The organism is Micromonospora sp. NPDC047793, from assembly GCF_040642635.1.
In the GTDB taxonomy this organism is placed as follows: domain Bacteria; phylum Actinomycetota; class Actinomycetes; order Mycobacteriales; family Micromonosporaceae; genus Micromonospora.
The window spans coordinates 730,260-748,095 of record NZ_JBEYSG010000001.1 but is presented as its reverse complement, the minus strand read 5'-3'; the positions used below and the strand labels follow the sequence as shown (position 1 = coordinate 748,095).

At 72.7% G+C, this 17,836-nt stretch carries 19 protein-coding genes; 9 read left to right on the top strand and 10 right to left on the bottom strand.

The window, feature by feature from the left end; all coding sequences use genetic code 11:
* Positions 1–51 precede the first annotated feature (51 nt).
* Positions 52–585 (bottom strand): hypothetical protein, encoded by a 534-nt coding sequence (locus ABZ738_RS03450; RefSeq protein ID WP_131053084.1) that lies wholly within the window; start codon positions 583–585, stop codon positions 52–54.
* Between the two features lie 121 nt (positions 586–706).
* On the opposite strand from ABZ738_RS03450, the gene pta reads away from it, so the two are divergent.
* Positions 707–2,803, top strand: a complete 2,097-nt coding sequence (gene pta, locus ABZ738_RS03445; protein ID WP_201272370.1) for a phosphate acetyltransferase — start codon at positions 707–709, stop codon at positions 2,801–2,803.
* Complete coding sequence (locus tag ABZ738_RS03440; RefSeq protein WP_357210657.1) at positions 2,803–3,924, top strand: acetate kinase; 1,122 nt, start codon at positions 2,803–2,805, stop codon at positions 3,922–3,924. The genes pta and ABZ738_RS03440 overlap by 1 nt, the downstream gene beginning before the upstream one ends.
* Positions 3,925–3,950: 26 nt before the next feature.
* Here the strand turns inward: ABZ738_RS03440 and ABZ738_RS03435 are convergent, their stop codons facing one another.
* Entirely contained in the window at positions 3,951–4,118 is a 168-nt protein-coding gene (locus ABZ738_RS03435; RefSeq protein ID WP_162854353.1) for a hypothetical protein, read from the bottom strand.
* 163 nt (positions 4,119–4,281) lie between these two features.
* Between ABZ738_RS03435 and ABZ738_RS03430 the strand changes: the two genes are divergently transcribed.
* Both ABZ738_RS03430 and ABZ738_RS03425 read left to right on the top strand, forming a co-directional pair.
* Positions 4,282–5,136: an alpha/beta hydrolase gene (locus ABZ738_RS03430; protein WP_131053087.1), complete on the top strand. Its 855-nt coding sequence runs from the start codon at positions 4,282–4,284 to the stop codon at positions 5,134–5,136.
* A gap of 97 nt (positions 5,137–5,233) precedes the next feature.
* Entirely contained in the window at positions 5,234–6,214 is a 981-nt protein-coding gene (locus ABZ738_RS03425) for a chlorophyllase (protein ID WP_176095146.1), read from the top strand.
* Positions 6,215–6,361: 147 nt separating this feature from the next.
* Here ABZ738_RS03425 and ABZ738_RS03420 read toward each other — a convergent pair whose 3' ends face one another.
* The 3 genes from ABZ738_RS03420 to ABZ738_RS03410 all read right to left on the bottom strand — a co-directional run bounded on the left by ABZ738_RS03420 (position 6,362) and on the right by ABZ738_RS03410 (position 9,066).
* Positions 6,362–7,324 (bottom strand): zinc-binding dehydrogenase, encoded by a 963-nt coding sequence (locus ABZ738_RS03420; protein ID WP_131055284.1) that lies wholly within the window; start codon positions 7,322–7,324, stop codon positions 6,362–6,364.
* Positions 7,325–7,413: 89 nt separating this feature from the next.
* A complete protein-coding gene (locus tag ABZ738_RS03415; RefSeq protein ID WP_176095148.1) occupies positions 7,414–8,592 on the bottom strand; it encodes an NADP-dependent malic enzyme in 1,179 nt (392 codons plus the stop codon).
* A 141-nt stretch (positions 8,593–8,733) separates the two neighbouring features.
* A complete protein-coding gene (locus tag ABZ738_RS03410) occupies positions 8,734–9,066 on the bottom strand; it encodes a S24/S26 family peptidase (RefSeq protein ID WP_131055289.1) in 333 nt (110 codons plus the stop codon).
* Positions 9,067–9,151: 85 nt separating this feature from the next.
* Here ABZ738_RS03410 and sodN point away from each other — a divergent pair, with 85 nt between their 5' ends.
* Both sodN and ABZ738_RS03400 read left to right on the top strand, forming a co-directional pair.
* Positions 9,152–9,556, top strand: coding sequence for a superoxide dismutase, Ni (gene sodN / locus ABZ738_RS03405; RefSeq protein ID WP_131055291.1), 405 nt, complete (start codon positions 9,152–9,154; stop codon positions 9,554–9,556).
* 183 nt (positions 9,557–9,739) lie between these two features.
* Positions 9,740–10,147, top strand: coding sequence for an anti-sigma regulatory factor (locus ABZ738_RS03400; RefSeq protein ID WP_131055293.1), 408 nt, complete (start codon positions 9,740–9,742; stop codon positions 10,145–10,147).
* 7 nt (positions 10,148–10,154) lie between these two features.
* Here the strand turns inward: ABZ738_RS03400 and ABZ738_RS03395 are convergent, their stop codons facing one another.
* The gene (locus ABZ738_RS03395) at positions 10,155–10,544 is read right to left on the bottom strand and encodes a hypothetical protein (RefSeq protein ID WP_131055295.1); all 390 of its coding nucleotides are present in this window, start codon (positions 10,542–10,544) and stop codon (positions 10,155–10,157) included.
* Between the two features lie 42 nt (positions 10,545–10,586).
* Here ABZ738_RS03395 and ABZ738_RS03390 point away from each other — a divergent pair, with 42 nt between their 5' ends.
* Positions 10,587–11,531, top strand: a complete 945-nt coding sequence (locus ABZ738_RS03390) for a diacylglycerol kinase family protein (protein WP_131055297.1) — start codon at positions 10,587–10,589, stop codon at positions 11,529–11,531.
* Positions 11,532–11,976: 445 nt separating this feature from the next.
* Positions 11,977–12,234: a WhiB family transcriptional regulator gene (locus ABZ738_RS03385; RefSeq protein ID WP_007072794.1), complete on the top strand. Its 258-nt coding sequence runs from the start codon at positions 11,977–11,979 to the stop codon at positions 12,232–12,234.
* A gap of 145 nt (positions 12,235–12,379) precedes the next feature.
* Here ABZ738_RS03385 and ABZ738_RS03380 read toward each other — a convergent pair whose 3' ends face one another.
* Genes ABZ738_RS03380 through ABZ738_RS03365 form a run of 4 tightly spaced genes read right to left on the bottom strand, consistent with a single transcriptional unit; the run spans position 12,380 to position 15,828 of the window.
* Positions 12,380–13,141 (bottom strand): CbiX/SirB N-terminal domain-containing protein, encoded by a 762-nt coding sequence (locus tag ABZ738_RS03380; protein ID WP_357210936.1) that lies wholly within the window; start codon positions 13,139–13,141, stop codon positions 12,380–12,382.
* Between the two features lie 29 nt (positions 13,142–13,170).
* Positions 13,171–13,944 carry a phosphoadenylyl-sulfate reductase gene (locus ABZ738_RS03375; RefSeq protein WP_176095149.1) on the bottom strand — a complete coding sequence of 258 codons (774 nt, stop codon included), beginning with the start codon at positions 13,942–13,944 and terminating at the stop codon, positions 13,171–13,173.
* The gene (locus ABZ738_RS03370) at positions 13,941–14,102 is read right to left on the bottom strand and encodes a hypothetical protein (RefSeq protein WP_162854390.1); all 162 of its coding nucleotides are present in this window, start codon (positions 14,100–14,102) and stop codon (positions 13,941–13,943) included. The genes ABZ738_RS03375 and ABZ738_RS03370 overlap by 4 nt, the downstream gene beginning before the upstream one ends.
* 13 nt (positions 14,103–14,115) lie before the next feature.
* Positions 14,116–15,828, bottom strand: a complete 1,713-nt coding sequence (locus ABZ738_RS03365; protein WP_357210649.1) for a nitrite/sulfite reductase — start codon at positions 15,826–15,828, stop codon at positions 14,116–14,118.
* 334 nt (positions 15,829–16,162) lie between these two features.
* On the opposite strand from ABZ738_RS03365, the gene ABZ738_RS03360 reads away from it, so the two are divergent.
* Complete coding sequence (locus ABZ738_RS03360; protein WP_357210933.1) at positions 16,163–17,770, top strand: glycosyltransferase family 39 protein; 1,608 nt, start codon at positions 16,163–16,165, stop codon at positions 17,768–17,770.
* Positions 17,771–17,836: the final 66 nt, after the last annotated feature.

Genomic DNA, 17,836 nt, shown 5'->3' with positions numbered 1-17,836 from the left:
TCCGGCTGGGGGGTGGGTGTGTCGGTCGGCCGGGCGGGTAGGGGTGGCTCATCAGGGAGCGGTCGCCTCACTCGTGTCGTTCGGGTCCGGCGACGGCGTTGTCGTGGGCGTCGGGCTGCTCGGGGGCGGGGTGCTGGGCGGCGGCGTGCTGCGGGGCGGGGTGCTCCGGGACGGGCTGGCCGACGGCGTCCGGCTGGGACGGGCGCTGGTCGGCGCCGTCCGGGACGGGCTGGGGGTGGGACTGGCCGAGGTCGTGCCGGCGCCGGGCGTGGAGGAAGGGAGCACCGGGCGCTGCGGCGTGACCTGGGTCGGCGGCGGCGCCGGGGAAGTCGAGCGGCTGGGCGAGGGCGTCGGGGAGACCGGCGGCGCTTCCCAGGTCTCGGCGGGCTCGACGAACGGGATGATCGTCTCCGGGCGGACCGGTCCGCCGGCGAAGCTGATGCCGACCATCATGGTGTACGCCACTCCGGCCAGGCCGAGGGCGTACGCGGTCCGGCGCAACCACCGCCTGCGTCGGCCACTCGGATCGACGAAGACGGGGGATGGTTCCGGGGCGACAGGAATGATCTGTGTTGGTCCCTCCACCTGGGCGAGTCTAAACGTGAAAAGCTCTCGCTTTCTCGCCCAAGTGTCCCATCTGACATGCGAAAACAGGCGCAACCAACCCTAGATGGTTGTCCGAGGACAACCAACCGGACCGAGTAGGTTGGGCCGCATGGCTCGCAGCGTCTACCTCACCAGCGTGGGATCCGGCGGCGGAAAATCCGCCATCGCGTTGGGTCTCGCCGAGCTGCTGTCCCGGCAGGTCGAACGGATCGGCGTGTTCCGGCCCCTGGTGCCGTCGAACGGACCCGACCACATCCTCGCCCTGCTCAGCGAGCGCTATCGCGTGCAGGTTAACCCGTCCGACCTGTCCGGAGCCACATATGCCGAGGCCACGGCGCTGGTATCGGACGGACGGCGGGAAGAACTGATCTCCAGGGTGGTGCAGCGCTACCGAGCGGTCGAACGGCAGTGTCCGGCCGTCGTGGTGGTCGGAAGTGACTTCGCCGACTCCGGCGACGGCACCACCCCCCGGGAACTCGCCTTCAACGCCCGACTGGCCACCGAGTTCGGCAGCGTGGTGGTGCCGGTCGTGGACGGGCAGGGCCAGTCACCGGCGGCGATCGCGGCGGCGGCCCGGGGCGCGTACCACGACCTGGTGGACCTCGGCGCGACGGTGCTCGCGGTCATCGCCAACCGGGTGCCCGAGCCGATGGACCTGCCCGACCTGCCGGTGCCGGCGTACGCCATCCCGGAGGTGCCGACCGTGTCCGCGCCGACGGTGGCCGAGGTGGCCGCCGCGCTCGGCGCGACGCTGCTCACCGGCGACGAGGCGGCGCTCGGCCGCGACGTGCTCGACTACGTGGTCGGCGCGGCCCACGTACCCACGCTGGTGGAGCACCTGACCGACGGCTGCCTGGTGATCACCCCGGGCGACCGGGACGACCTGCTGGTGGCCGCCGGTGCCGCGCACGTCTCCGGCCAGGTCTCGATCTCCGGGCTGGTGCTCACCCTCGGCGAACAACCCGACCCGCGCGCCCTGCGCCTCTTCGAGGGACTGAACACCGGCCTGGCGGTCCTCAGCGTCGCCAGCGACAGCTACGACACGGTCGCGGCGTCCAGCCGGATCGAGGGACGGCCCAGCGCGGCCAACACCCGCAAGGTGGAGGCCGCCCTCGGCGCGTTCGAGGCCAACGTGGACACCGACGAACTGGCCCGCCGGCTCGCGGTCACCCGCTCACAGCGGGTCACCCCGCTGATGTTCGAGTACGACCTGATCGACCGGGCCCGCGCCCAGCGCCGCCACCTCGTGCTCCCCGAGGGCACCGAGGACCGGATCCTGCGGGCCACCGAGATCCTGCTGCACCGGGGGGTGGCCGACCTCACGCTGCTCGGCCGCCCCGACGACGTGGCCCGCCGGACCCGGGAACTCGGCGTCGACATCACCGGGGCCACCATCGTCGACCCGGCGACCAGCCGGTGGCGGGACGATTTCGCCGAGGCGTACGCGAAGCTGCGCGCCCATCGGGGCGTCACCGTCGAGCTGGCGTACGACGTGGTGGCCCAGCCGAACTACTTCGGCACCATGATGGTCTGGGCCGGGCACGCCGACGGCATGGTCTCCGGCGCCACCCACACCACCGCCGCCACCATCCGCCCCGCCTTCGAGATCGTGAAGAACCTGCCGGACGTCTCCGTCGCGTCCAGCGTCTTCTTCATGCTGCTCGCCGACCGGGTGCTGGTGTACGGCGACTGCGCGGTCAACCGCGACCCGGACGCCGCCCAGCTCGCCGACATCGCGATCTCCTCGGCCGACACCGCGGCCCGGTTCGGCATCGAGCCCCGGGTGGCGATGCTGTCGTACTCGACCGGCAGTTCCGGCGCCGGTGCCGACGTGGAGAAGGTCGCGGCGGCCACCGCGCTGGTCCGTGAGCGTCGGCCCGACCTGGCCGTGGAGGGCCCCATCCAGTACGACGCGGCGATCGACCCGGCGGTGGCGGCGACGAAGCTGCCCGACAGTGCGGTCGCCGGCCGCGCGACGGTCTTCATCTTCCCGGACCTCAACACCGGCAACAACACCTACAAGGCGGTGCAGCGCTCGGCCGGGGCGGTGGCCGTCGGGCCGGTGATGCAGGGCCTGCGCCGGCCGGTCAACGACCTCTCCCGAGGGGCCACCGTGCCGGACATCGTCAACACCGTGGCGATCACCGCCATCCAGGCCGCCGCCCTCACCGACGCTCCCGCACCCGGAGGTGCCTGATGACCGACAAGGTGCTGGTGCTCAACTGCGGGTCGTCCTCGGTCAAGTACCGGCTGTACGACGGTGACCGGGTGCTCGACAAGGGCACCGTCGAGCGGATCGGTGAGGCCGGTGGCGACGCGCCCGACCATGCCAGGGCGGTCCGGCGGATCCTGGCCGGGCTGGACCTGACCGGGCTCACCGCGGTCGGGCACCGGGTGGTGCACGGCGGCCGGCGGTTCACCGCGCCGACGCTGGTGGACGACGCGGTGCTGGCCGCCATAACCGACCTGGTGCCGCTGGCACCGCTGCACAACCCGGCCAACCTCGCCGGCATCGCCGAGGCGCGCGCCGTCCTGCCCGAGGTGCCGCAGGTCGCCGTCTTCGACACCGCGTTCCACCACACGCTGCCCGACTCCGCCGCCACGTACGCGATCGACCGGGACGTCGCACAGCGGTACGGCGTCCGGCGGTACGGCTTCCACGGCACCTCGCACTCGTACGTCTCCCGGCGCACCGCCGAGCTGCTGGACCGCCCGTACGCGGAGGTCAACACGATCACCCTGCACCTGGGCAACGGTGCCAGCGCGTGCGCGGTCGCGCAGGGACGCAGCGTGGCCACCTCGATGGGGATGTCTCCGCTGGAGGGGCTGGTGATGGGCACCCGCAGCGGTGACCTGGACCCGACCGTGGTGTTCCACCTGCGCCGCGAGGGCGGACTGGGCGTGGACGAGATCGACGACCTGCTCAACCACCGCAGCGGCCTGCTCGGGCTCTCCGGCGTCAACGACATGCGGGAGGTGCTGTCCCGGCGGGCGGCCGGGGACGAGGCGGCGACGCTCGCCTTCGACGTCTACTGCCGGCGGATCACCGGCTACGTGGGGGCGTACTACGCGTTGCTCGGCCGGGTCGACGCGGTCACCTTCACCGCCGGGGTCGGCGAGCACGCGGCACCGGTACGCGCGGTGGCACTGGCCGGGCTCGAACGGCTCGGCATCACCGTCGACCCCGAGCGCAACACGGGCAGCGGTGACCGGTTCATCTCACCGGACGGCGCGGAGGTCGCGGTCTGCGTGGTCGGCACGGACGAGGAGCGCGAGATCGCCCGGGCGGCACGCGCGGTGGTGGCGGCCACCGCCTGATCGGTCGGCGGCCGGCGGCGAACCGATCAGGCGAAGGCGAGCCAGCTCGCGAGCGCGACCAGCACCACGGCGACCACGGCGGCACCGATGATCAGGCCGTTACGGGAGGCCGTCTCAGCGGGCGCGTCCGGGGTGCCGGCGAAGGCGCGGAACGCCTCGGTGTTGCCGCTCGGATCGGTGTAGTTCTCAGTCATGCCGTGACCTTAGCGAAAGCAGTCCAGTCGGACGGTCCGTGCGCGCCGTCCGAACGGATGGCGTACGGCACCGGTCAACCGGACCCGGACGGGTGACCCGGGGTCCTACCGTGATGTCGTGGGAATCGCACGGGGGTTCACCGCACTGGTGTCGGCGCTGCTGATGGCGTTGACAGCCGGTTGCGCGGCGAGCGGCGAGCAGTCCGGCCAGGCGCTCGGGGGCCGGCTGGCGCCGGAGGTGCCGTACGCGGTGGGTGTGCGCACCCTCACCGTCGACCCGGCCTCGGAACGTCCGCTGCCGGTCACACTCTGGTATCCGACGCAGGGCAGCCGGGTCGCCGAAGGGCGGTTCCCGGTGGTGATCTACAGCCACGGTCTGGCCAGCCTGCCCGAATTGCACTCCGGACTGACCGCCCGGTGGGCCGCCGCCGGCTTCGTGGTGGCCGCGCCGACATACCCGCACACCCGGCGCGGCGCGAAGCGGTTCTCCCGGGCCGACGTCCGCCACCAGCCGGCCGACGGGTGGCGGGTGATCCGGCACCTGGTCCGGCTCGACGGCCGCTCCGGCGACCCGCTCGCCGGTCACCTCGACGTGCAGCGGGTGGCGGCGGCCGGACACTCGGCGGGCGGCTTCACCACCGCCGGCATGTTCACCGCCGGGCACCCGTCCCGGCTGCGGGCCGGCATCGTGATCGCCGGAGGCGGGATGGCGGGCAGCTTCGCCGGCCCGAGCGCCCCGATCCTCTTCGTGCACGGCACCGCCGACGCGGTGGTACCGCTCAGCGTGGGGCGGGCGGCGTACGGCCGTACCCCCGGACCAGCCTCCTTCCTCAGCCTGCTCGGCCAGGGCCACGGCGAGTACCTCGTCCCCGGCCGGCCCGGTTTCGCCCAGGTCCTCGGCGCCACCACCGACTTCCTGCGCTGGACCCTCTACGGCGACCAGGAGGCCGGGCGGCGGCTGCCCGGCCGGGCGCTGCTGGCCGGCGTCACCAGCTTCGAGACGCGACCAGCGGGCTGACCTGCCCGACGGCGTCACCTGCACGTCAGGTGAGGGCGTGGGCGCAGCACGTGGAGCGCCGGACGGTTCGGTCGTCGGGCGAGGCAGAATCGGAGTCATGTCGCGCCGCGCCCTCCCTCTCCTGCTCGCCAGTACGCTCACCGCCGTCCTGCTGGTCGGCTGCTCCGCCGACCGCGAACCGGACGAGCGGGCCGAGGCGCCCGCCCCCTCGGCGACCGCCTCCGCACCGGCCGCGTCGGCGCCGGACATCCCCGCCGGCACCGCGCCGGAGCAGACCTTCGCCGTCGGCGTACGGCAACTCAAGCTCAACCGCGACGGCAACCGACCGCTGCCGGTGACCGTCTGGTACCCGGCGGCCGGTCGGGCCGGCGGGAAGCCGCAGTCGTCGGCGGACGCCGCCGAGGGGCGGTTCCCGGTGGTCATGTTCAGCCACGGCCTCGGCGGTCGACCCGCCGACTACCAGGCGCTACTGACCCGGTGGGCCGCCGCCGGTTTCGTGGTGGCCGCGCCGACGTTCCCGAACACCTCGAAGGCGGGTGGCGAGAACAACGTGCTCGACGTGCTCAACCAGCCCGCCGACGTCTCGTACGCGCTGACCGAGGTGCTCGCGCTCGACGCCCGCGACGGCGACGTGCTGCGGGGCCGGCTCGCCACCGACCGGGTGGCCGCCGCCGGGCACTCGGCGGGCGGGGTGACCACCATCGGGCTCTTCACCGCCGGCCGGGACGAGCGGCTGGCCGCCGGGATCGTCTTCGCCGGCACCGCGCTCGGCGTGGGCACCGCCTTCGCCGGTGCCGCCGCACCGCAACTGTTCGTGCACGGCGAGGCCGACGAGGTGGTGCAGTACACCGCCGGCAAGGCGGTCTACGACCTGGTGCCCTGGCCGAAGGCGATGCTCAGCCTGCCCGAGGGCGACCACGGCCGGAAGCTGCTGAGAGACGACACGTCGCTGGGCGTGGTGGCGAACACCACCGCCGAGTTCCTGCGCTGGACGCTCTACGGCGACGCCGAGGCCAAGGAGCGCATCCCCACCGCCGCCGCCCGCGACGACATCGCCACCCTCGACAGCAACCTGTAGCTCCCGGGGTTTGTCGTAAGGAAGGGTCCCCTGCTAACGCCTCGCGTATAGCAGGGGACCCTTCCTAACGCCGCACGCCCTAACGCCGCACGCCCTAACGCCGCACGCCCTCACACTGAGCGCGTGCGCCTCGACGCGTGCCGTGCGTCAGCTGGTGTGGTCGATCACGACCTTGCCGAAGGCGTCGCCGGAGTGCAGGCGGGCGAACGCCTCCTCGACCCGGCTGAACGGCACCACGCTGTCCACCACCGGGCGTACCTTCCGCTCGGCGCAGAACGCCAGCAGGTCGGCCAGATCGGCCTGGGTACCCATCGAGGTACCCAGGATCTCCAACTGCATCGCGAAGACCCGGCGCAGGTTGACGGCCGGCTCGTGCCCGGCGGTCGCCCCGGAGACCACGATCCGCGCGCCCGGCGCGGCCGACTTCAGGGAGTGGTCGAAGGTGGCCGCACCGACCGTCTCGATCACCACGTCGACCCGCTCGGGCAGCCGGGCACCCGTCTCCAGCGCGGTCGCCCCCAGCCCGGCGACCCGCTCCCGCTTGGCCGCGTCGCGGCTGGTCGCGTACACCCGTTTGCCCATCGCGGTGGCCAGCACGACGGCGGCGGTGGCGACGCCGCCCCCGGCGCCCTGGACCAGCACCGCCTCGGCCTCGTCGACCCGGCCCTTGGCGGTCAGCATCCGCCACGCGGTCAGCCAGGCCGTCGGCAGGCACGCCGCGTTCGCCGCCGACAGGCCCGCAGGCAGCGGAAGCAGATTCCACCGGGGTACGGCCACCCGCTCGGCCAGCGTGCCGGGGAAGTGCTCGGAGAGGATGGAGATCCCGCGCGGGTCACCCGGGGTGGGCACCACCGGGTAGACGACCACCTCGTTGCCCTCCGGGTCGACACCGACGGCGTCGCAGCCCAGGATCATCGGCAACTGTTCGGCTCGCAGTCCGACACCGCGCAGTGACCAGATGTCGTGGTGGTTGAGCGAACTGGCCGTGACGCGCAGGGTCACCCAGTCGTCGTCGGGCAGGCTCGGCTCGGGCTGCTCACCCACGGTGAGCGCGGCGAGCGGATCGGCGTCGTCGAAACGGGAGGCGAAGGCGGCACGCATGATCCGCACCGTAACAAGCTGAGCGGCCGTTAAGAAGGGTCCCTTCCTCGACACGAGGCGTTAGGAGGGGACCCTTCCTTACACGTCAGGCTTACACGTCAGGCGCGAGCGACGCCGTCGCGGCGGGCGGCTTCGGCGACCGCTTCGGCCACCGCCGGGGCGACCCGGGGGTCGAGCGGCGAGGGCACGATCGCGTCGGGCGTGAGCGTCTCGGCCACCACGGCGGCGATGGCGTCGGCGGCGGCCACCTTCATCGACTCGGTGACCCGGGTGGCCCGGGCCTGGAGCGCGCCCCGGAACACGCCCGGGAAGGCCAGCACGTTGTTGATCTGGTTGGGGTAGTCGCTGCGGCCGGTGGCGACCACCGCGACGTGCCGGGCGGCGACGTCCGGGTGCACCTCGGGGGTGGGGTTGGCCAGCGCGAACACGATCCCGCCGGAGGCCATCCCGGCCACCGCCGCCTCCGGGATCTGACCGCCGGAGACACCGATCAGCACGTCGGCGTCACGCAACGCCTCGGTGATGTCGCCCTGCCGGCCGTCGGCGTTGGTCAGCTCGGCCAGTTCGGCCTTGGTGCCGGTGAGGCCGTCACGCTGACGGGAGACGATGCCCCGGGAGTCGCAGACCACCACCCGCTGCGGGTCCACTCCCCCGGCCACCAGCATCTTCGTCACCGCCACGCCGGCCGCGCCCGCGCCACTGACCGCCACCCGCAGGTCGCCGAGCTTGCGGTCGAGCAGGGTCGCGGCGTTGCGCAGCGCGGCCAGCACCACGATCGCGGTGCCGTGCTGGTCGTCGTGGAACACCGGGATGTCCAGTGCCTCGTCGAGGCGGCGTTCCACCTCGAAGCAGCGTGGCGCGCTGATGTCCTCCAGGTTGATCCCACCGAACGACGGCGCGAGCGCCTTGACCGTTGCCACGATCTCGTCGACGTCCTGCGTGTCGAGGCAGACCGGCACCGCGTCGACGCCGCCGAACTGCTTGAACAGCACAGCCTTGCCCTCCATCACCGGCAGCGCGGCGCGCGGGCCGATGTTGCCCAGGCCGAGTACGGCCGAACCGTCGGTGACGACCGCGACGGTGTTCGACGCCCAGGTGTACTCGTACGTCAGCGACGGGTCGGCGGCGATCGCCTCGCACACCCGTGCCACGCCCGGCGTGTACGCGAGGGAGAGGTCTTCGCGGCTGGTCAGCGGGACGGTCGAGAGGACGGCCATCTTGCCGCCCCGGTGCAGTTGGAAGACGGGATCAGCGGGGTCCACGGTGGACGAAGGCATGGTGACTCCAGTGTCGTTTCAGCAGCTGGGCCGGCCGGTCGGGGCGCACGGTGAGGCGAGCGAGCGGCGGCACGAGTGCGGGGGGTCACCCAGGCACTTTTCGAGCATAGTCACGCCACCGGCAGCCAGAGGTGAGCAGGGTCATAACGGCTGCGGCGGCAATCGGCCGGGGCGGGGCCAGTAGCGGAACACCACCCGACCGAGGACGTCGGCCACCCCGTACGCCCGGGAGTCGTCGGTCACCAACTCGTTGTCACCGTACAGCCACCAGCCGCCGTCGACGGGTCGGACGGCGCGTTTGACCACGAGCAGCTCGGGGCGGCTGCGGAAGACCGCGACCACCACGTCCCCCGGCCGGGTGGCGCGACCCCCCGGGCGGACCAGCACCGCGTCGCCGTGCCGCAGGGTCGGCGCCATGGACGGACCGGTCACGAGTACGGCCGAGAGCGGTCGCCGGAGACGGGGTACCGGCATGTGGTTTCACCTCCTGCGGCCTCGGGGACCACGTCCAGGAGTAATGTCGTCATGGATCATCGCAAACTTCCCATGGAGGATCCCGATGCGACTTCCACGCATCCTTGCGCCCCGGGTGACCGCGAGCGCGCACTGCGACCTGCCCTGCGGCGTCTACGACCCCGCGCAGGCTCGGATCGAGGCCGAGTCGGTGAAAATGATCTGCGAGAAGTACCAGGCCAACACCGACCCCGAGTTCCGTACCCGGGCCATCCTGATCAAGGAGCAGCGGGCCGAGCTGGTCAAGCACCATCTGTGGGTGCTGTGGACCGACTACTTCAAGCCGCCGCACTTCGAGAAGTACCCGCACCTGCACCAGCTGTTCAACGAGGCCACCAAGCTGGCCGGCGCGGCCGGCGCCAAGGGCGCCACCGACCCGTCCAAGGCCGACGAGCTGCTGCAGAAGATCGACGAGATCTCGAAGATCTTCTGGGAGACCAAGCAGGCGTGACGTGACCCGGTCACGCCTGTCGTCGGCGGCCGGCCCTGCCCCTCGGGGCGGGCCGGTCGCCGACGCGTTTCCGGTCGAGCGCCCGGTCCGTACCAGGTCGCCCGGCTCGCCGTCCGCCGCGCTGACGGCCCTCCGCCGCCCCGCCGCCTGAGCGGGTAGAGTCCCCGACCGGGGGGATGAGTCGTGACTCAACTGACCGGACAACCGACCACCGACGACGACGTGGTGCACCTCACCGTGCCCGCCGACGGCGGCTATCTGAGCGTCCTGCGTACGGCCACCGCCGGTCTCGCGGCGCGTCTCCAGTTCGCCCTCGACGAGATCGAGGACCTACGCATCGCCGTGGACGAGGCGTGCGCCATGCTGCTCGCCATCGCGCCCCGGGGTGCCGAACTGGACTGCCGCTTCGCGGTCACCGAGGACGCGTTGACCGTCGAGGTGACGGTGCCGACCGTGCCGGGTGCCCGACTCCCTGCGGAGTCGTCGTTCGCGTGGAAGGTGCTGACCGCGTTGACCACCTCCGCCTCGGCGGGAGCGGCTGACGGCCGGGCCACCATCTCGCTGCTCACCCGCCGCGCCTCCGGCTGGTGAGCGGAGCTCACTCGAAGCCGAGGGCCCGCGTGGTGGGCGGGCTCACCAGCAGCCAGGTGACGCCGAGCCCGAGCGCGATCAGCGGTACGCCGAGCCAGCCCAACCCGCCCTGGATCATGAACCAGCCGATCGGCAGCAGCATGAGTTGCAGCACGATGGCGGGTGCCCGGGCGCCCGCTCGACGGCGCAGCAGCGCGCTGCCCAGCGCCCAGAGCGCGATCGCCGCGCCGATGGCGAACGCCGTCACCAGCAGCGCCGACACCAGGTCGGTGGTGGCGGCGGTGAAGTCGGCGACGACCAACCAGGCCGCGATCAGCCCGACGGCGATCGCCTGACCCCGCAGGAGGAAGACCGCCCACCGGAGGGTCACCGGGGTCGGGTCGGAGTCGATTGCCACGCGGTCACGATACCCGTGGCGGGTCGGGGTACAGTGCCGCCCATGCGGGCCGTCCTGCTGGTCAATCCGAAGGCCACCACCACCAGCGAGCGTGCGCGGGATGTGCTCGTCCGAGCGCTGCGCAGCGAGGTGGATCTCTCCGTGCGCTACACCCGGCGCCGCGGCCACGCCACCGCGCTGGCCCGGGAGGCCGCGGTGGAGGGCGTCGACGTGGTGGTCACCCTCGGTGGTGACGGCACGGTCAACGAGGTGGTCAACGGCCTGATGACGGCGACCAGTGCCGGCGGTGCGGCACCGACCGCCGAGCGGTTGCCCGCGCTGGCCACCGTGCCGGGCGGCTCGACGAACGTCTTCGCGCGGGCGCTGGGCCTGCCCAAGGAGTGGCCCGAGGCGGCCAGCATGCTCCTGGAGGGGCTGCGGCTGAGCCGGCACCGGACGATCGGCCTCGGCCGGGCCGACGACCGCTACTTCACCTTCTGCGCCGGCTTCGGGCTCGACGCGGCGGTCATCCATCGGGTCGAGGAGGCCCGTCGGCGGGGCCGGGTCTCCTCGCCGGGGCTCTATTTCCGCGCCTTCACCGCGCAGTTCCTGCTCGGTGCCGAGCGGCGCAACCCGGCGATCCAGTTGGAGCAGCCGGGCGAGACCACGGAGGGCGATCTGGCAACGGTGATCGTCCAGAACACCGCCCCGTGGACGTTCGTCGGCGACCGGGAGGCCAACCCGAACCCGGAGGCGTCCTTCGATCTGGGCCTCGACGTGATGGCCCTTCGCCAGCTAGGCGTCGCCAGTACGACACGGACAGTGAGGCAATTCCTGTCCGCCACGCCGGATCCGCAGGGTCGCCAAGTTCTTCGTCGGCACGATGTTGCCGAGTTCACGCTGGTAGCGAGCCGTCCGCAGGCGTTTCAGCTCGACGGCGACTACCTTGGCGAACGAGAAAAAGTTGGATTCGCCTCCGTTCCGGCCGCACTCAGAGTAATCTGTTAGGTCTCCGGTACCCCCGGGCGGAGAGGTCGGCGCGCCCCCGACACGCGACGACTGCGACACCTGGGACTCGTGCCGGAAATGTCGGCAATGAGCGCGGGACTGTACTATATTGATCCTCGACTGTGATAAGCCGGGTAAGCCAGCGCCCCCTGGAACCGGGACAAATGGGTTGTGGGCTTGCTCACCGCCCGGAGTTTTTCCAAGCGTCACCCTTGACATCGCCAGAGTTCGTGAAAGTATTCACAAGCGAACTTGAGTTACCGGGACATTGCCTGGACATGCTCGGCAGGTTGAGCTGTTCCAGCAGGTCCCCCGGGCCAACAGCCTGCTCACGCACTGCCGAATTGACGAACGCAAACCGTCACCATCGGCAATGCGGATGCATATAGGAAAAGCACGAAGAAGCAACATCTGCCACCCATCCAGAATGAGGAGTGTTGCCGCCATGGACTGGCGTCACCATGCTGTCTGCCGCGACGAGGACCCGGAACTGTTCTTCCCGATCGGGACGTCCGGTCCGGCTCTCCTGCAGGTCGAGCAGGCCAAGGCCGTCTGCAGGCGCTGCTCCGTGACCGACCAGTGCCTGCAGTGGGCGCTGGAGTCCGGTCAGGACGCTGGCGTCTGGGGCGGGATGAGCGAAGAGGAGCGCCGCGCTGTCAAGCGTCGCGGTGGCCTCCGGGTGCTGCGCGCTCACTCCGCCTGACCACAACCGCACCGAAGCGACACGCCCCGGCCGGGCTCAGCCCGCCGGGGCGTTCTGCTGTCCACCCGCACCTGGATGTAAGGAAGGGACCCTTCCTATACACCAGGCGTTAGCAGGGGACCCCTCCTTACATCCACAAGGGCGCTCAGCGCGTCGAGGGCGCCTGGACGTCCACCCGGTCCAGCACCAGCCCCACCAACTCCGGCGCGTCGGTCAGCGGCGCCGCCACGGCGACCGCGCCGGCCTCCCGCGCCGACACCGCCACCGCGTCGTGGAACAACCCGGGCGCCAGGAAGTACGCGGCCACGGCGACCCGCCGCGCGCCCCGCGCCCGCAACCGGGCCACCGCCGCGCCGACGGCCGGTGGCGCCGCCGAGGCGTACGAGACCCGGGTCGTGGCACCCAGGACCGCACCGAGTTCCCGGGCCACCCGGCCGACCGAGGCACGGGCGGACGCGTCCCGGGTACCCGCCGCCGCCAGCACCACCGCGTCGAACCGACCCGGTTCTGCCTCCGCCAGCCGCCGCCCCAGCGCGTCCAGCAGCGACCGGTCCACCCGGTTGCCGACCGGGCCGAGCACGTCGGTGACGGTCACCGCGATCGGCGGACCGGACTCCTGGGCGGCCGCCACCGCCGCCGGGATGTCCACCCGCCGGTGGTACGCGGCGGTCAGCAGCAGCGGCACCAGGACCGCCCGGGAGTGCCCGGCGGCGGCCAGTCCTCGCAGTACCTCGGTCGGACCGGGCTCGGTGTGGTCCAGCCAGCTCGCCAGCACCGGGGTGCCGGGGCGGGCGGCCGACACCGCCCGCGCCAACGCCCGGGTGGCCTCGGCGGCCCGTGGATCGCGGCTGCCGTGGGCGACCAGGAGCAGCGGGTCCCGCCCCGACCCTGGCGGGCCGGGGCGGATCGGGCCGCCGTCGGTTTCCGCCGCCTCGGTCAGAGGTGCAGTCCGCACTCGGTCTTCTCGAACATGGCCCAGCGGCCGGCGCGCGGGTCCTCCCCCGCCGTGGTCCGGCGGGTGCACGGCCAGCAGCCGACCGAACCGTAGCCGCGCCGGAGCAGTTCGTTGACCGGCACCTTCCACCGCGCGACGTACGCGTCGACGTCCGCCTGGCTCCAGGCCGCGATCGGGTTGACCTTCACCCGACCCCGGCGCGGGTCGAACGCCACCACCGGCGTGTTGGCCCGGGTCGGCGACTCGTCCCGGCGCAGTCCGGCGGCCCATGCCTCGTAGCCGGCCAGCGCCCGTTCCAGCGGCTCCACCTTGCGCAACCGGCAGCACTCGTCCGGTGACCGGTTGAACAGCCGGGGCCCGTACTCGCCGTCCTGCTGACCGACGGTGAGTCGGGGCCGGATCGACCGGACGTTCACCGGCAGGGTGCGGGCGACCTCGTCGCGGACGGCGAGGGTCTCCGGGAAGTGCAGGCCGGTGTCGAGGAAGACCACGTCCACCCCGGGTGCCACCCGGGAGACGAGGTGGGCGAGCACCGCGTCCGCCATCGAGCTGGTCACGCAGAACCGGTCACCGAAGGTCTCCGCGGCCCACCGGGCGATCTCCAGCGCGGGCGCGCCCTCCAGTTCCCGGCCCGCCCGGTCGGCGAGTTCCCGCAACTGCTCGGGGCTGCGGCGGGTCGGGTCGGCCGGCGCGACCGCCGGGGCGGGCGCGGTGTCGACGAGTCCCAGACCGGCTGCGGAGACCAGCGCGCTCATCGCCGCACCGCCTGGGGGAGCAGACCGGTGAAACGGACCGTGAACACTCGGGCGCAGCCGTGGCACTCCCAGGCGCCGTGCCCGGTCTCGCTCGGCCGCAGGTCCTCCTCGCCGCAGTAGGGGCAGTACAACGGCGCGGCACGGGTCTCGCTGCTCATCGCGTCACCTCGCTCATCGCAGTAGTTCCTCGTCGGCCCGGACGACCCAGTTGGCGAACGTCTCGTTCTCGGTCCGGCCGTCCAGGTAGCGCCGGGCCAGCCGTTCGACGTACTCGGGAAGCTCGTCGGCGGTCGTCTTGAGACCGCGCAGCTTGCGCCCGAACCCGGCGGTCTGGCCCTCGGCCATGCCCAGCCCGCCGCCGAGGTGCACCTGGTAGCCCTCGACCTGCTGGCCGTCCGGGCCGGTCACCAGTTGTCCCTTGAGCCCGATGTCGGCGACCTGGGTGCGGGCGCAGGCGTTCGGGCAGCCGTTGATGTGGATGGAGATGTCCGTGTCGAAGTCACGCAGCCGCTGCTCCAGGCGGGCCACCAGCTCCTCGCCGCGCGCCTTGGTCTCGACGATGGCGAGCTTGCAGTACTCGATGCCGGTGCAGGCCATGGTGCCGCGCCGCCAGCTCGACGGGTGGGCCTCCAGACCGATCCCGCGCAGCGCGGTGACCAGCGAGTCGGTCCGCTCCTGCGGGACGTCGAGGACGAGCAGTTTCTGGTACGGGGTGAGGCTGATCCGGCCGCTGCCGTGCGCTTCGACGACGTCGGCGAGCTGGGCGAGCTGGGTGCCGGAGACCCGCCCCACCACCGGGGTCGCGCCGACGTAGTTTCGGCCGTCCCGCTGGGCGTGCACGCCGATGTGGTCGACCGGCCGCTCCGGCAGGTCCGGGGCCGGGCCGTCCAGCAGCGTCCGGCCGAGGTACTCCTTCTCCAGCACCTCGCGGAACTTGGCCACGCCCCAGTCGGAGACCAGGAACTTCAACCGGGCGCGGTGGCGCAGCCGGCGGTACCCGTAGTCGCGGAAGATGCCGACCACGCCGACCCAGACGTCCGGCACCTCGTTGAGCGGAACCCAGACGCCGAGCCGCTGGGCCAGCATCGGGTTGGTGGAGAGCCCGCCGCCGACCCACACGTCGAAGCCGGGGCCGTGCTCGGGGTGGTCGACGCCGAGGAAGGCGATGTCGTTGGCCTGGTACGGGGTGTCCACCAGCCACGAGATCGACGACTTGAACTTGCGGGGCAGGTTGGAGTACTCCCGGTCGCCGACGTACCGCCGGACGATCTCGTCGATCGCCGGGGTGGCGTCGATCCGCTCGTTCGCGGCCACACCCGCCACCGGGCTGCCCAGCACGATGCGGGGGCAGTCGCCGCACGCCTCGGTGGTCTGCAGGCCGACGGCCTCCAGCCGACGCCAGATCTCGGGCATGTCCTCGACCCGGATCCAGTGGTACTGGATGTTCTGCCGGTCGGTGATGTCGGCGGTGTCGCGGGCGAACTCGCGGGAGATCTCCGCGATGGTGCGCAGCTGCGCCAGGTCGAGCTGGCCGCCGTCCACCCGCACCCGGAGCATGAAGTACTCGTCCTCCAGCTCGTGCGGCTCCAGCACGGCGGTACGTCCGCCGTCGATGCCCGCCTTGCGCTGGGTGTAGAGGCCCCACCAGCGGAACCGACCGCGCAGGTCCGCCGGGTCGATGGAGGCGAAGCCGCCGTGGGCGTAGATGTTCTCGATCCGCTCCCGCACGTTGAGCGGGTTGTCGTCCTTCTTGCTGCGCTCGTTGGGGTTGAGCGGCTCGCGGTATCCGAGCGCCCATTGGCCCTCGCCGCGGGGGCGGCGGGGAGCCCGCGCGGGGCGCGCCGTGGGGTCCCCGGGTCGGGCCGGAATCTCGCTGACCGCCATCGCGGCGTCCTCCGTTGTCTGCTGTGCCTCGGCTGGGGTAAGCGGACGCGATCGGCTCCCGGAAAGGGGCCGTGGACGGCGATGTCAGGAACGGCCGGCGCGCCAGGTGCCCGAGGCAGGGTGGTCGGGCGTCGTCAGTAGGCCGGACAGATGGCGCTGCGCACGCGGCCGTAATCAACGTGGCGGCGAGCCACGAAGCGGCGCACGACGGCGGCAGTCATGAACGTCATGTTGCCACACCGGGTATGGGCCGGCCAATGACTGCGTGCCGCATCCCACATCACGGGCGGTCGCTGCCGCCACTCGGAGCGCGATCATGTGGCAGGCTCGCGATGTGGGGGATTTGTCCGATAGGTCGGTCCCGGTCGCCGGAACCGGCGTCCGGCTCAGCGGCGTACGCCTGCGTGCCCTGCCGGTCTGGCTGCTTCCGGTGGGCCTGACCCTGCTGGTGACGCTGGCCGGGTTGGACTCCGCCCAGCCGTGGCGGGACGAGTTGGCCACCTGGAGCGCCGCCACCCGGCCGGCGGCCGACCTGTTCCGGCTGACCGGCACCATCGACGCCGCCGCCGCGCCCTACTACCTGCTCGTGCACGCCTGGACGGCGGTGGCCGGCGACTCGGTGGCCGCGCTGCGCCTGCCGTCCGCACTGGCCATGGCCGTCGCCGCCGGCCTGACCGCCACGCTCGGTCGACGGCTCTGGGACGCCCGCGTCGGCACCCTCGCCGGGCTGCTGTTCGCGGTCCTGCCCAGCACCTCCCGCTACGGCCAGGAGGCCCGCCCGTACGCGCTGGCCACCGCCCTGGCCGTGCTGAGCACCCTGCTGCTCGTGGACTCGCTGCACCGTCCCGGTCCACGCCGCTGGGCCGGGTACGCCGTGACCACCGCCGCCCTCGGGCTCACCCACCTGGTCGCCCTCACCCTGCTCGCCGCGCACGCCGTCGCCGTACTCACCGCCACACCCCGCACCGCTTCACCGGGCACCACCGCACCGCCCGCCGCCGATCCGGCGTCATCGGACCGGGCGTCGACCCCTGACCCCGGGCCCCGGGCCGCAGGCGACCTCGGGGCCGGTGGGGGGCGGCGGCGGTTCCGGCGACGGGTGGCGTGGGGGTGGGTGGCCGCGTTGGTGCCGGTGTTCGCGGCGGTCACCCCGTTGGCGCTGCGGGCCCGGGGGCAACGGGCCCGGCAACTGGACTGGGTGGACGCGGCGCGGCCCGGGGACCTGGCGGCGCTGCCCGGCGGGGTGGTACAGAGCGGGGTGGTGGGCGGCCTCCTGGTCGGGCTCGCCGCCCTCGGTACGGTCCGGGCCGGTCGGCGGGCGCTGCTGCCGGCCAGTTGCGTGCTGCTGCCCGTGCTGCTGCTCTTCGTCGCCGGGTCCGTCGTCCCGCTCTGGGTTCCCCGCTACCTGGTCTTCGTGGTGCCGTTCGGCTGCCTGCTGGCCGGTGCGGCTCTGCGTACGGTCCGGGCGCCCGGTGCACTCGCCGTGGTGGCCCTGGCCGGGCTGCTCGGTCTGCCGGACCAGGCCGCGTTGCGACGTACCCACGAGTGGCCGCGCAGCGCCACGGTCGACTACGCGGGCGCGGCCCGGATCGTCGCCGACGACCTGCGCCCCGACGACGCGGTGGTCTACTCGCCCCGGGAGAGCTGGCTCTTCCTCGACCTGGGGCTGCGCTACCACCTCGGCGAGCGGACCCCCCGGGACGTACTGGCGGTGGCGGACCCGCAGCGCCGGGGCGATCTCTGGGCCACCGAGTGCGACCGGCTGACGGAGTGCCTGGCGGGGGTGGACCGGGCCTGGCTGGTGGTCGCCGGCGGTCCGGACGACCCGCTGGCCGCCGTCCCCGGGGCCAAGGGTGACGCGCTGCGGAGCGGCTACACCGTCACCCGGGTCTGGCGCCGACCCGGCCTCACCGTCGCCCTGCTCACCGCCGACGACCGCTGACCGCCCGCCGGGCGCGGCACCGAGGGCGACCGGCGACACTCCCGGTCGGCCCGAGGCACAGTCGAC